This window comes from Rhizobium sp. Root482 (genome assembly GCF_001426565.1).
Lineage (GTDB): Bacteria > Pseudomonadota > Alphaproteobacteria > Rhizobiales > Rhizobiaceae > Pararhizobium.
Map to the genome: position 1 here is coordinate 112016 of NZ_LMFA01000003.1, position 12784 is coordinate 124799.

A 12784-nucleotide genomic window follows, 5' to 3' on the forward strand; every position below is an offset into this window, starting at 1 on the left:
AAAACCTGCCTGCCAGGTTCGTCAGCCAACCCGACAAACAATGGAGACGGGCGGGGCTCGATACCGGCTATGCACGGTCCTCCATGAAGGAGCCAACTCAGATGACTTGGGGCCGGAACCGGAAAGTCCGCTTGCAAACCCATTGCCGTCGCGCAAGTTGGGCGTCGAGCGGGCTACAGAGCCGACACCCGGTTGCGGCCTGCCCTCTTGGACAGATACAGCCCCTCGTCGGCGCGCTTGAGGATATCGTTGGAAAAGCGGTCCGGCTGCGCGAATTCGCTGACGCCTCCGCTGATCGTCGCGTCATAACGCAGGTTTTCCCGGAAGGTGATCGGAACGCTCACACGCAGGCGTTCTGCAATTTCCAGCGCATCGCTGCGGTGGGTGCCGGGCATCACGATCACGAACTCGTCTCCGCCGAGGCGGGCAATCACGTCGCTCTGGCGCAGATGCTGTCGGCACAGGCGGGCAATTTCCACGAGGGCCGCGTCGCCGGCCTGATGCCCCAATTCGTCGTTGAGCCGTTTGAAATCGTCGAGATCGAAAACAAGGACCGAGGTCTGTGACCTTTCCCGCTCGAAGATCGCCAGTCGCTGATCCAGCGTCTCGATCAGCTTTCGTCGGTTGTAAAGCCCCGTCAGCGCGTCCGTTTCGCTGAGTTGGCGCAGCTCTTTCTGAACCGCGTTCTTGTCGGTGATGTTGCTTGCCACCCAGACGACGGCCGCCTCACCCTCGACTGGAAAGCTCAGCGCCTGAACACGGCCCTCGAACCATATGGAATGGCTGGGGCCGTCGCCGGCACCTTTCACATCGCTTCCGCTGAGTTCGTATTCGACGATGTGGAGCGCGCCGCTTTCCAGCGCCTTCTCGATTTCGGCAGAAAACCAGAGTGCCTTCTCCTCCTTCAGCACGTCGAACATGCTGCGCCCGACAAGGCCGCTCCCGTCATGGTAATGCCGGACGTCCTTGCCGCCGAATACAGCCGCATAACGGCCACTGCGGGTGAGGACGAATGCGGGGTCGGGGAGCGAGGAAAGGATTGAAAACAACTGCTGCTGCGTAAACAAGGAACCACTTTCCCACATTGCCTGACGACATGGCGCTGCTGCAAAACACCTGCACACGGCATGTATTTCACTTGCTATTCAGCCTCTTGGTTCCTCCAGACTGCCACAGCAGTATTTCATTTCTCTAAATGTCCTGGAAGCAAAACCTATTCCCGACCGGCGGATCGAGGCGAGCCCGAGCACGATATCGGCCTTTGAGCCGGCTCCTTCGAACTTCAGCCGCGTCAGAAGCTCGACGCCATCGGCGGGCGATCGTCAGCCCGCATGTCGAGCCGGTGGCATTTCAGTCCATGGAAAACGGCGCACTGGCGTCGAGGTGATCCAGAAAATATACGACCTCGATGGCCGGCCGCTGGAAGACCAGACCCAGGGCCTCAAGAACAAGACCGTGCTCCACGTCTTCCACTTCAAGGACGACAGGATCACCCGCTTCGCCATCCGCAATGCCGGCTAGCGCGGGGCCGATACATACCGCGATCAGGTTCTCCGGTTGGCCCCCTAAAAAGCCTCTCAGCCATCCGCCTGAAAAAGACGAACGGCCCCGTCAGAGCAAAACGAGGTTCAGCCGCCGGTGAAATGCTTGGCAAAGGGAAGTGGGCGCGCGGGCGCTTTCGAGATGATTGTCTGCTTTCGGCCCAAAGCGGACCTATTCCGAAATTGTTCCGGTGTCAGTAAACTTGATCCAAGCGTCCGCATACACCTTCGACTCCATGCCGAGATATGGAACTATTATTTCCCACTCACTGAGATGGTTATCCGACGAGGATATTAACCCTTCGATCAGGCCTGTCGCGACGGCATTTTTCAGTCCGTCGTTTCCCCTGGCCATGGCGGCTTCGATCACCTCGAAGAGTGCTCGTAGATTTCGAAGGGAATGAAAATTGGCTGCTATGTGCCAACCGACCTCACCGCACAGGGAAACAATTCCAATGGGGGCGGGGAAAAACTCTAGTTTCAGCCGCTCTTCTATCCGTGTGAATTCCGGCAAGAGAATTCTCAAGCGATCTGTGAACTCGGTCGCGTTCAACTTCTCACCCTCCAATGTGCCATGGCCGATACTGCTGAGCCGATTGGATGGCCGCAAATTACATCGGAATTCGCGTTTTGGCCCAAAGCCGCCATCGAGCTCCGAAAAGCGCTCGGTGTCACTACTTCAGTAGATGGTTGTTCTTCGCATATCGTTCACGAGCCAAGATGTAGTCACTGCTCCAGACATCTATGGCATCGTAGGCTTCGTTGAGAATGATCTGCAGCGCTGGGTCGCTGTCGATCCGATCCATCCGATCAAACTGACTTACAGGAAATGGTGCTCCGAACGCATCGATAATCCTGCTCATGATGTCCGCGCATTTGGGTAGGAGCATGTCCTGCAGCGCATCACGTACAATCGGAGCTAGAGCTCCCGACGAGTTGTCAAAGAACTGCTGAACACCGCCATTCCCGACCTCTCCGTCGAATATTGATGTTGCATAGAGATATATGCTTGGCTGGCCAAGCAGTGCGACCGTCTGTGGAATACGCTGGTCTTCGATGGAAATGCCTCGTTCAGCCTGATCTATCGCCTGCCTCAGAAACCAGTCATCGAGTGAATTGAGATCATTGTAAGTCGCCATCATCTCGTCCCGTTTAATGTCAAACGCCTTATAGCTCAAAGTCCTCAGGCTGCGGGTGGTGAACCGCGAAGACATCGCTATTTCATTCCGACGCTAGAATGTAGCTCGATGACCGCCATTGGCGCGGAGCGGACTCATTTGGCTTGCTCGAACGACTTCGTCACAACTATCTCACCTACGATGGCCGAGTTGAAATTTTCGAGATCGCCGGCAGGTATCCAGTATTCCTTCAAAGCTTGGCCGCCCGCCTCCTGTGGGGCGTAGCTGGCAAGGAACGCCTTTTGCACAGCAAACCGCGTTACGTAACCGGCACCGTCGCGGCTGACGTTCCAATCTCTCGCAATTCGAATGGCATAGTCTTCGGACAGAACGGGATAAAAGATGGGCTGATCAGGCAGCCGGGGAGGAAATTTCGTCATGCCGCTTTGTCGTATCAAATCCAGTTCGATCGGACCTACAGGCCTCCAAAGAGTTACAGTTTCCATCTCTATTGCCTCGAATAAGCTCGCTTGAACATCGGCGATATCTACACAAACTGCTCCATTTTTGGAAAGTCCGCTGTTGGCGCAAAGCAGTCATACACCACTACAAGAAGCGATGTTGTACGCCTTGCCCGTCGGCCTTCCAGAGCAATTTACCGCCTCGGGATAAATGTGGAAACGAGCCTCTCTCTGTATAAGCCATCGAGGCAATATCCTCCACAGCCCAACCCCCTCACCTCCCCCGCGCCAAACCATCCAGCAGAAAATCAAGCCCCTTGCGAAAGGCGCCGTCCCAGTCGTTGTCGAGGAGCAGGCGGGAGCGTTCGATGGTCGGATAGGCTTCGCTGGTCAGGCGCTGCTGCCCGGCGGCCCGGTCGTCGTCCGTGAGGTCGAAGCTTGCGCGGGTGATGGTCGCGCCGATCACATAGTTCCAGAGAGACCAGATCGCCCCGTTCAGGTCCGCCTCCGCCACGCCGGCCTTCGCCAGGGCCCTGCCCAGCAGTTCCAGGCGTATGAGGATGTTTTGCCCGAGCGCCCGGCGCGGCAGGAGCGAGGCCGACCAGGGATGGCGCAGCATGCTTTCGCGCCAGTCCTCGAGCATGTGAACGATATCCTCGCGCCAGTCTCCGGGCCCGGCCATGTCCGGCGGTGCGCGATAGGCAAGCACCCGGTCGAGCGCCAGATCGAAGACCGCCTCTTTGCTCGCCACATGCCAATAGAGGCTCATCGCGCCCGCGCCGAGGCGATCCGCCAGCCGGCGCATCTTCAATCCGTCCACGCCCTCGGCGTCGAGCAAGTCCACCGCCGTCGCCACGATCCGCTCCAGCGAGAGAGCCGGCTCGTCGCCCGGCGCCGGTCGAGGCGATCCGCCCGCCGGTGTTCCTCCCTTGCTTTTCGCGCCACTCGGTCTGGCCGCCATCCGCTTTCCCCGCTCTTCAGACGATCATCTAGGCCGACGATGCGGCAAATGTCGATCCCTGCCGATTGACTCGTACAGCGTACGATGCGATTTAGCCGTACGCTGTACGATTAATTTCGCGATCGATCGGTCAAGTTCGATCGTGTCGCCGGAAGGCTCAAGGAAAAACCATGTCACCCACAATCAGGCATTTCATCATCGGAGGAATTTTCATCATGACCACCAGCATGTCCACGGCGACGGCGGCAAACGATCTCATGCTGACCATCGTCAATCCGCAAAATCTCTACGACCCGACGCCGAACGGCTACAGCACGGCGGTGATCGTGCCGCGCGAAGGGCGGATTGCCTATATTTCCGGACAGGGCGGCCAGGACGCCACCGGTGCCCTGTCGCCGGATTTTGCCGTTCAGGTCGGGCAGGCCTACGCCAATCTGCGCACCGCGCTCGATGCGCTCGGCGCCCGGCCGAACCAGGTCGCCAAGCTCACCGTCTTCGTCGTCGATCACGACATGTCGAAGCTCGAAGTCCTTACCAGCAGCGTCAAGGCCATGTTCGGCGAAACGCTGCCGGCGCAGACACTGATCCCCGTCCCCAGGCTCGCCATCGACCCCATGCTCTTCGAGGTCGAAGCCACCGTCCTCCTGGACTAGCCGCTCTCTTCACCCCGTAGCCTTCGGCGGCAGCCGCACCGGCTTCAGGCTGAGGGCCGCGATCAGCGTGACCAGCGTAATACCGGCCGCGATCAGGAACAGCGGCTGGAAGGCGCCGGCATAGGCCTCGGCCACCAGCTGGCGCGCGGCCTCCGGCAGGGCGGCAAGCATGGTCGGCGTCAGGATTTCGATATCTTCCACGCCCGGAATGGCGGTACGCCCTCGCGAAAGGCCGCCGGCGATGGTGGCGCCATAGATCGAGATGGCGATCGAGGCGCCGGCCATGCGCGACAGCGTCACCGCGCCGGTGGCCGCCCCCATGTCGCCGCGCGCCGCGCTGTTCTGCACGCCGATCAGCGGCACCTGCTGGCCAAAGCCGATGCCGATGCCGTGCAGCGCCATGGCCGCGGCAATCAGCACGAGCGGCGTGCCGGGATGGATCTGCGTGAACGACAACAGGGCGAGCATGGTCAGGCTGGCGCTGGTCACGGCAAACGGCTTGTATCGGCCGGAGAGCGAGATCAGCCGTCCGGCCGCCAGCGATCCGGTGACGATGCCGCCGGTGAGCATGATGAAGAACAGCCCGGCCGTGGAGGGGCTCAAGCCCGTCGTCGTCTGCAGGAACAGCGCGAAATAATTGACCATGCCGATGCCGACGGCGCCGCTTGCCAGCGAAATCACCAGCATCAGGCCGACCGTAGGGTTACTGAACAGCGACAGCGGCACCACCGGCTCGGCCGCCCGGCGCTCCACCAGCACCCAGGCGACGGCGCAGAAAAGTCCACCGGCAAGCACGGCAAGGCCGCCCGGCGAGACCAGCGCGCCGAACAGTTCGGTGCTGTCGCCGAGAAGCACCAGCGCCGTCACCGCGCCGGCGAGCAGCAGCGCCCCGGCATAGTCGATCTTCGGCTGGCGCGTCGGGCGCCGATAGGGCAGGAAGAAGATAAGGCCGGCCAGCACCACGGCGCCCACGGGGATATTGATGAGGAAGATCGAGCGCCAGCCGAACAGGTCGCTCATCGTGCCGCCGAGCACCGGGCCGATGGCGCCGGATGCCATCAGCACCAGGCTGGAATAGCTCTGGTAGCGGGCCCGCTCGCGCGGCTCGAACAGGTCTGCGGTGACGGAAAAGATCGACACCATGATGCCGCCGCCGCCCAGCCCCTGCAGCACCCGGGCGGCGATCAGCGTGTTCATCGACACCGCCAGCCCGCAGGCGACCGAGCCCAGCGTGAAGATCGATACCGCCACCAGCATCACATATTTGCGCCCGAACAGGTCGCCGAGCTTGCCGTAGAGCGGCATCACCGTGCAGGTGGCGAGAAGATAGGCCGAGCCGACCCAGCCGAACCGCTCCATCTCGCCGAATTCGGCGACGATGGTCGGAAGCGCTGTCGCGACGATCTGGTGGTCGAGCGTCGCCATGAACAGCGCGGCCATCAGGAAGAGAAAGAGCGTGAGACGAAGCGCCGGGTTCGAGACCAGCGGCGCCGGGGCGGCGACGTGCATGTCCATGGGGGAGAATCCTGTTGTTTGGCAATTTATGTGCTCTCATCATATATTTGTCAACAGCATATTTGTGCGCATTGCATATTTATCCTTCCCGCTGCCCGCCGCCTTTGCTATGCTCGCCCCATGGACCAGACGATGAACAACGAAATGGACGCAACGACCGTCACCGATGCAAACAACGACGACACCGCCGCCCACACTGTCGCGATCGGCCGCTCCATGGGCCGCTGGCGCGTCCTTGTCGGCCGCCGCGTGCTGGCGCGGCTGGCGATCGACAATGTCTCGCCGGGCCTCGATATCACCCATATCGACGTGCTCGATGCCGTCCGCCGCGCCGAACCGAAAGGTGAAGTCACGGTCGGCGCCGTCGCCGAGGCCATGCGCATCGATCCCTCGCGCGCCAGCCGCATCGTCGGCGACATGGTGGGGCGCGGCCTGCTGAAGCGCCAGGCCTCGCAGAGCGATGCCCGCCGCATCCTGCTGGTCATGACCGAACCGGGCCAAAAGCTGATGGCCGAAATCCAGGCCGTCAAGCGCCGCGTCATCGACGGCATCCTCGCCGACTGGTCGCCGGAGGATATCGCCCAGTTCGACCGCCTGTTCGACCGCTTCGTCACCGGCTTCGAACAGCTCCACCCGCCGCGCGAAAAGGAATAGCCGACCGGCCCAACATCCCTTCTCCCCTCGGGGAGAAGGTGCCCGAAGGGCGGATGAGGGGGCCGTAGCCAATTCAAGACGGCGCCCTCTCTTCCTCCCCCTCCCCCATTTGCACGCCGCCTCTTTCCCTCATCCCCCTGTTTGGGCTATGGGCATGGCCCATGACACATCCGGCCTTTGCCATATTGATGGGCGGCACGCTGACGCCGACCGAACGCCTCGGGCAGCAGCTTGCCGGCACCCACGTTATCGCCGCCGATGGCGGCATGCGCCATGCGGCGATGCTTAAGCTTTCCCCCGAGCTCTGGGTCGGCGATTTCGATTCGACGCCGCAGGGCCTCATTGACCAATGGCCGGATGTCCCCCGCGAGCCCTATCCGCCCGCCAAGAACGAGACGGACGGCGAGATCGCCGTTGCCGCCGCCCTTGCGCGCGGCGCCAAAAAGCTCGTGCTCGCCGGCGCGCTCGGCGGCACCCGCAGCGATCATGCCTTCATGCATCTTCTTCAGGCCGCGCGCCTTGCAAAGGAGGGGCTCGAGGTAATGCTCACCTCCGGCGAGGAGGAGGCCTGGCCGCTCTTGCCGGGCGAGCGCGAGATCGACCTGCCGAAGGGCAGCCTGTTTTCCGTCCTCGGCCTCGATACGCTTGACGGCCTGACCATTGCCGGCGCCCGCTATCCGCTTGCCGGCTTCCACCTGCCCTTCGGATCCTCGCGCACCATTTCCAATGTCGCGGAAGGTCCCGTCCGCTTCACCCTTTCCTCCGGCCGGGCGATCCTCATTGCCCGCCCGCATGATTTTTCGGGAGCCTGACCATGGCGCCGCCCATTCTGAAACTCGACGATATCTTCCTCTCCTTCGGCGGCACGCCGCTGCTTGCCGGCGCTCATCTGCAGGTTGAGCCCGGCGACCGCATCTGCCTCGTCGGCCGCAACGGTTCCGGCAAGTCGACGCTGATGAAGATCGCCGCCGGCCTTGCCGAACACCAGGGCGGCGAGGTTTTTCGCCATCCCTCCGTCACCATCCGCTATCTCCACCAGGCGCCCGATTTCGACGGCTTTTCCACCGTGCGCGCCTATGCGGAAGCCGGCCTCGGGCCGAGCGACGATCCCTACCGCGTCGCCTATCTCCTTGAACATCTTGGCCTTTCCGGCGATGAGGACCCGTCGCAGCTCTCCGGCGGCGAGGCCCGCCGCGCCGCCCTTGCCCGCGTTCTCGCCCCGGAGCCGGATATCCTGCTTCTCGACGAGCCGACGAACCATCTCGATCTCCCCACCATCGAATGGCTGGAAGGCGAACTGATCAAGAGCCGCTCGGCGCTTGTCCTGATCTCCCATGACCGCCGCTTCCTCGAAAAGGTCTCGACCGCCACCGTCTGGCTCGATCGCGGCCAGTCGCGCCGGCTCAACCAGGGCTTTGCCCATTTCGAGGCCTGGCGCGACAAGGTGCTGGAGGAAGAAGAGATCGAGCAGCACAAGCTCGGCAAGGAGATCGAGCGCGAGGAACACTGGCTGCGCTACGGCGTCACCGCGCGGCGCAAGCGCAATATGCGGCGGCTGGGCGCGCTGCAGGACCTGCGCGCTAGGCATCGCGGCCATACAGGCCCCCAGGGCTCGGTGCAGGCGACGATCTCGGATGCGCGTCTGGCCGGCAAGCTCGTCATCGAGGCGGAGAAAATCACCAAGTCCTACGGCGAACGCCTGATCGTCGCGCCCTTTTCGATCCGCGTCCATCGCGGCGATTGCATCGGCCTTGTCGGCCCGAACGGCGCCGGCAAGACGACGCTCCTGAAAATGCTGACCGGCCAGATCACGCCCGACGAAGGCACGGTCAAGCTCGGCACCAATCTCGAGATCGCCACGCTCGACCAGCGCCGCGAGGACCTGAATCTGGAGGATACGCTTGCCCATTACCTCACCGACGGGCGAGGCGAAAACCTCCTGGTCAACGGCGAGCAACGCCATGTCACCGGCTATATGAAGGAATTCCTGTTCCAGCCCGAACAGGCGAGAACCCCGATCAGGAACCTGTCGGGCGGCGAGCGCGCCCGCCTGATGCTGGCGCGCATCCTGTCGCGCCCGACCAATCTGCTCATCCTCGACGAGCCCACCAACGACCTCGATATCGAAACGCTCGACCTGCTTCAGGAAATCGTCGCCGGCTTCCCCGGCACCGTCATCCTCGTTTCCCATGACCGCGATTTCCTCGACCGCACCGTCACCTCCACCATCGCTCCCGCCAATCCAGACGCCCCCGACGGCCGCTGGATCGAATATGCCGGCGGCTATTCCGACATGATGGCGCAGCGCAAGGGCATGGCCGAGGAAAAGAAGCGCGCGGAAAAAGCCGAAAAAGCCAGATCCACGGATGCCACATCCCTCTCCGCCCCGAAGGCGGCCAAGGGCAAGCTCTCCTTCAAGCAGAAATTCGCGCTCGAAAACCTGCCGAAGGAAATGGAAAAGGCGCAAGCCGAAATCGCCAGCCGCGAACAGGAAATGGCCGATCCCACCCTGTTCTCCAAAAACCCCAAGCGTTTCTCGACGCTCGCCACCGAGCTCGAAAAACTGCGGTCATCGGTGACGAAGATGGAAGAGGAATGGCTGGAACTGGAAATGCTGCGGGAGGAACTGGAGGGGTAGCATTACCGGCTTGCGGCGGCTTGCCCCGCAAGCAACCGTCCCTCGCTCACCGGAACAGCGACAGGATGGCCTCGGGATTCGAATTGGCGATCTGCAGTGATTGAAACCCGAGTTGCTCCTGCGCCTGCAGCGCCTTCAGCCGGGTGGATGCCTCGTTCATATCCGCATCGACCAGGCGCCCGATGCCCTTGTGGAGGCCGGACATCAGCTTGCCGGTAAAATCGGACTGCATCTCGATGCGCTTCTGGAATGCGCCGAGCGTCGCCGTGCCGTCGATGATCCTCTCGGTGACGATGTCGATATAGTCGATATAGGCCGAGACCTTGTCCGGATTGGCGGCGATATCGATGGTCAGGAAATCGATCTTCGGCACCGGCTCGATATTCACCCGGACGGTGTCGAACCCGATGCGTGTTCCACTTCCCCATTGACGATCGACCGCCGGGTCGGATTTGATCATCACCGTGCCGGCGGGTGTCGCCTCGATGATCAGGTCGGGCCAGTCGGCGTCGATCAGTGAATGCAGGAGGATCGCCATTTCCTCGGCCGTCTCCACCTTGCCGCTATCCTTCCCGAACAGTTCGTTCACATAGGTCCGATTGAAGGAATGGCTCGTTGCCGGGGCGTCGTTGACCGAAAAGCCGAAACTGATCTCCACCCCGTCCAGATTGTCGCCGTCCTCGTGGACGATGAAATCCTCGAACTGCAGTTCCATGCCGGAGCCCCTGGACCCGAAATCGGAGGCTTCCTTGAGGCCGCCGAGGCCGACGCCGACGCTGCTGAGACCGGCGATCTCGACATAGGACCCGTTGGGATGTTTTTGCTGCGTACTGATCGACATTCGTTTCTCATCATGGACCCAGTTACTGGAATTATACGGAACATACTGCCCGTAACTGGCGGAAACATAGGCACCCTCGGCATTCAGCAAGGAATTGAGCACCGCCGCAAACTCGGTATTCGTCGTGATGATCCCGCCCAGGCCCGGATTGACCGCATCCAGATCCGCCTTGGTGATGGTGATCGTCTTGGAATGCCCCGCAAGATAGGGTCCAGGAAGTTCCTCTATCTGCCCCGCCGCGCCGGTATAGTTCTGCGGGTTGGAGGCCTCCTTGTCGAGGAGGATCGTAAACTGGATCTGAGCACCCGGAACATTGAAATCCAGAGGCGAACCCACGGGAAAGTCGTTCAGAAAAAAGCTGCCCGCGCCTCCCCCCGCCCCATTCGGATACATCCAGCCGGATCCGAGACCGCCGTCGTAGACGGTCGAATCCGAACCGGAGTACGGGTCAGCATAGAGGGTACGCAGCCCACCAAGGGTCTTGAGGTCGCGCATATCCGTCTCCAGCAATCCTCCGCCAGTGCTGTTGAACAGCGAAACCTCCGAAAGGTGGAAATCCATGGCGCGGACCGCCGCCCCTCCCGATCCCGCCCGTATGAATGCGGCGAGGCTGGAGGCCTTGTTGAGATCGAAATCATAGATATTGGCGATATCGGTGTTCAGCCAGTTCTCGCCGCTGAAGCTGGCGGAATGGGCGATGTTCTGGACCTGCTGCTTGAACTGCTCCAATTCTTTCTGAATCTTGCCCTTGTCGACCGCCTCGTCCTTCGCCATCACCAGCCGCGACTTGAATTCGCCGAGCACGTCGATGACGGCATCCAGCGCCGCATAGGCCGTATCGGCCTTTGCCGCAGCAAAGCCGAGCGCATCCGAAACCGCCGAAATCGCCCTGTTGTCGGAACGCATCGTCGTCGAAATCGACCAGTAGGCAGCATTGTCGCCCGCCGTCGCCACTCTCAGGCCGGAGCTTACCTGCCCCTGCGTGGCCATCATGTCGGAGCCGATGGTTCTCAAAGTCCGGAGCGCAGAAATTGCCCCCGCATTATTCAAAATGCTGGTCATATTAGATCATCTTAAAATTGATTTTTTGCCTGTCATGGGCGGGATGGTTGCATCCCATACAATCCGATTTCTGGTTAACGGATGCTTAACGGAAAACCGTTTTCTCAAATATTTCAACCGGCTAATACGTTCCAACGACGCCGGGACGCTCGAAGGATTGACGCAATTCAAAATGCGTCGAACTGCCGCCAAACAAGCCACGCGGCGGCAAGGGCGCAAATCGTCCAGACGATGATCACGGCCATCAGTCCGCCGCGGCTGGTTGGCCGGGCGGAGCGTCTTTCCGCCGATAGCCTGAACTCGGACATGAGCGGCGTGGGTATCATTCGTATGGCGAGGAGAATTCCGAGCGGTACGATCAACAGGTCATCGAGATAGCCGAGGATCGGAATGAAATCCGGTATGAGGTCGATCGGAGAAAGCGCGTAGGCAGCGACTGCTCCGGCGACGATTTTGGCCGCGACCGGCGTGCGCCGATCGCGCGCGGCGATCCAGAGAGCGACGATATCGCGCTTGATCGATCGCGCCCATGTTTTTGCGGAAGAAAGCCAGCGGGTGATAATCATCATCGAATGGATAAGGCTTGCATGATCGCGCGTGAAGCGGGTCTGTCGAAAAACACCTGTACAAGCCAAGGCGTTCTCCTTCGCGCCGAGAGCGAAGGAGAACGCAAAATCTCATAGCGGCTTCGGCAAGGCCCGCCTGTGGTAAGAGCCGGCACGAACCCGTTCCGGGCTGATTCCTTATCGGCAAGCGATGGCAGCACCTGTCGCGCCGCCCAGGGTTGCCCCGCCGCCGACCGCCCAGAGCTGACCGGTACCGGACCCGATCGCAGCGCCCGCCGCTCCGCCAATAACTGCGCCGCCAACCGTCCCGGCCACGCAGCCCGGTGTTGCCGGCCCATTGGAATACATATTCGCTGACTGGCATCCTGCCAATGCAAAGCACGATGCTGCAATGATAACCATGGTGGAACAATTAGACATCTCTGCCTCCTGTCGTTGCTTTCAACGTTTGTCTGATCCCGGAATTTCGACCAGGCGCCGAAATCGCCAAGGCCGCGGGTCAACTGAATGCCTTGATCCAATAGCCTCTAACTCGAAGAATCGGCTTTTGGTTCCATTCACTGAACGGGAGGCAGCACGCCGGTAAGGCCGCTTGAGCAGCGGGCGGAACCGGAGACCGCCTGAAAGTCCGCGCGGGCCGATTGCGGCCACCCCCGTAAAAAAACTTCATCCCCGCTTATCCCCGCGCCCTTCGCCCATGCCTAGAATGACCTCGTTCCACCACGGATACACCGGTTTGCGTTGCCGGCGAGGTGGGGCCGGTGCCCGGCGGGT

General features: G+C 61.3%; 14 protein-coding genes. 5 read left to right on the forward strand and 9 right to left on the reverse strand.

Going from position 1 to position 12784, the window contains the following annotated elements:
• Positions 1-173: 173 nt before the first annotated feature.
• A complete protein-coding gene (locus ASD31_RS04530) occupies positions 174-1067 on the reverse strand; it encodes a sensor domain-containing diguanylate cyclase (protein WP_156392510.1) in 894 nt (297 codons plus the stop codon).
• A 316-nt stretch (positions 1068-1383) separates the two neighbouring features.
• Between ASD31_RS04530 and ASD31_RS25775 the strand changes: the two genes are divergently transcribed.
• Complete coding sequence (locus ASD31_RS25775; protein WP_156392511.1) at positions 1384-1521, forward strand: hypothetical protein; 138 nt, start codon at positions 1384-1386, stop codon at positions 1519-1521.
• A gap of 192 nt (positions 1522-1713) precedes the next feature.
• Here the strand turns inward: ASD31_RS25775 and ASD31_RS04535 are convergent, their stop codons facing one another.
• The 4 genes from ASD31_RS04535 to ASD31_RS04550 all read right to left on the reverse strand — a co-directional run bounded on the left by ASD31_RS04535 (position 1714) and on the right by ASD31_RS04550 (position 4081).
• Entirely contained in the window at positions 1714-2094 is a 381-nt protein-coding gene (locus tag ASD31_RS04535; protein WP_056329987.1) for a hypothetical protein, read from the reverse strand.
• A gap of 121 nt (positions 2095-2215) precedes the next feature.
• Positions 2216-2755 carry a DUF4375 domain-containing protein gene (locus tag ASD31_RS04540; protein WP_056329989.1) on the reverse strand — a complete coding sequence of 180 codons (540 nt, stop codon included), beginning with the start codon at positions 2753-2755 and terminating at the stop codon, positions 2216-2218.
• 59 nt (positions 2756-2814) lie between these two features.
• Positions 2815-3165, reverse strand: a complete 351-nt coding sequence (locus ASD31_RS04545; protein ID WP_056329992.1) for a hypothetical protein — start codon at positions 3163-3165, stop codon at positions 2815-2817.
• Positions 3166-3394: 229 nt separating this feature from the next.
• Positions 3395-4081, reverse strand: coding sequence for a TetR/AcrR family transcriptional regulator (locus tag ASD31_RS04550; RefSeq protein WP_056329998.1), 687 nt, complete (start codon positions 4079-4081; stop codon positions 3395-3397).
• Positions 4082-4251: 170 nt separating this feature from the next.
• Here ASD31_RS04550 and ASD31_RS04555 point away from each other — a divergent pair, with 170 nt between their 5' ends.
• Positions 4252-4734, forward strand: coding sequence for a RidA family protein (locus tag ASD31_RS04555; RefSeq protein ID WP_056330000.1), 483 nt, complete (start codon positions 4252-4254; stop codon positions 4732-4734).
• Positions 4735-4743: 9 nt separating this feature from the next.
• On the opposite strand, the gene ASD31_RS04560 is transcribed toward ASD31_RS04555, so the two are convergent.
• Positions 4744-6249 (reverse strand): MDR family MFS transporter, encoded by a 1506-nt coding sequence (locus ASD31_RS04560; RefSeq protein WP_056330003.1) that lies wholly within the window; start codon positions 6247-6249, stop codon positions 4744-4746.
• A gap of 132 nt (positions 6250-6381) precedes the next feature.
• Here ASD31_RS04560 and ASD31_RS04565 point away from each other — a divergent pair, with 132 nt between their 5' ends.
• The 3 genes from ASD31_RS04565 (at position 6382) to ASD31_RS04575 (ending at position 9541) form a co-directional block, all read left to right on the forward strand.
• Positions 6382-6903, forward strand: a complete 522-nt coding sequence (locus ASD31_RS04565) for a MarR family winged helix-turn-helix transcriptional regulator (RefSeq protein WP_056330071.1) — start codon at positions 6382-6384, stop codon at positions 6901-6903.
• 161 nt (positions 6904-7064) lie between these two features.
• A complete protein-coding gene (locus tag ASD31_RS04570) occupies positions 7065-7715 on the forward strand; it encodes a thiamine diphosphokinase (protein ID WP_056330006.1) in 651 nt (216 codons plus the stop codon).
• A gap of 2 nt (positions 7716-7717) precedes the next feature.
• The gene (locus ASD31_RS04575; protein WP_056330009.1) at positions 7718-9541 is read left to right on the forward strand and encodes an ABC-F family ATP-binding cassette domain-containing protein; all 1824 of its coding nucleotides are present in this window, start codon (positions 7718-7720) and stop codon (positions 9539-9541) included.
• 46 nt (positions 9542-9587) lie between these two features.
• Here ASD31_RS04575 and ASD31_RS04580 read toward each other — a convergent pair whose 3' ends face one another.
• From ASD31_RS04580 to ASD31_RS26605, 3 genes are all read right to left on the reverse strand, one after another.
• On the reverse strand, positions 9588-11444 hold the full coding sequence (locus tag ASD31_RS04580; RefSeq protein WP_082520410.1) for a flagellin: 1857 nt from the start codon (positions 11442-11444) through the stop codon (positions 9588-9590).
• A 167-nt stretch (positions 11445-11611) separates the two neighbouring features.
• Positions 11612-12010 (reverse strand): YkvA family protein, encoded by a 399-nt coding sequence (locus ASD31_RS04585; RefSeq protein WP_056330074.1) that lies wholly within the window; start codon positions 12008-12010, stop codon positions 11612-11614.
• A 177-nt stretch (positions 12011-12187) separates the two neighbouring features.
• On the reverse strand, positions 12188-12430 hold the full coding sequence (locus ASD31_RS26605) for a hypothetical protein (protein ID WP_082520411.1): 243 nt from the start codon (positions 12428-12430) through the stop codon (positions 12188-12190).
• Between the last annotated feature and the right edge of the window lie 354 nt (positions 12431-12784).

Excerpts from the sequence above, each read along its gene's own strand:
- ASD31_RS04540 (WP_056329989.1), bottom strand. The coding sequence starts at position 2,755 with ATGTCTTCGCGGTTCACCACCCGCAGCCTGAGGACTTTGAGCTATAAG.
- ASD31_RS04545 (WP_056329992.1), bottom strand. The coding sequence starts at position 3,165 with ATGGAAACTGTAACTCTTTGGAGGCCTGTAGGTCCGATCGAACTGGAT.
- ASD31_RS04550 (WP_056329998.1), bottom strand. The coding sequence starts at position 4,081 with ATGGCGGCCAGACCGAGTGGCGCGAAAAGCAAGGGAGGAACACCGGCG.
- ASD31_RS04555 (WP_056330000.1), top strand. The coding sequence starts at position 4,252 with ATGTCACCCACAATCAGGCATTTCATCATCGGAGGAATTTTCATCATG.
- ASD31_RS04560 (WP_056330003.1), bottom strand. The coding sequence starts at position 6,249 with ATGGACATGCACGTCGCCGCCCCGGCGCCGCTGGTCTCGAACCCGGCG.
- ASD31_RS04565 (WP_056330071.1), top strand. The coding sequence starts at position 6,382 with ATGAACAACGAAATGGACGCAACGACCGTCACCGATGCAAACAACGAC.
- ASD31_RS04570 (WP_056330006.1), top strand. The coding sequence starts at position 7,065 with ATGACACATCCGGCCTTTGCCATATTGATGGGCGGCACGCTGACGCCG.
- ASD31_RS04575 (WP_056330009.1), top strand. The coding sequence starts at position 7,718 with ATGGCGCCGCCCATTCTGAAACTCGACGATATCTTCCTCTCCTTCGGC.
- ASD31_RS04580 (WP_082520410.1), bottom strand. The coding sequence starts at position 11,444 with ATGACCAGCATTTTGAATAATGCGGGGGCAATTTCTGCGCTCCGGACT.
- ASD31_RS04585 (WP_056330074.1), bottom strand. The coding sequence starts at position 12,010 with ATGATTATCACCCGCTGGCTTTCTTCCGCAAAAACATGGGCGCGATCG.
- ASD31_RS26605 (WP_082520411.1), bottom strand. The coding sequence starts at position 12,430 with ATGTCTAATTGTTCCACCATGGTTATCATTGCAGCATCGTGCTTTGCA.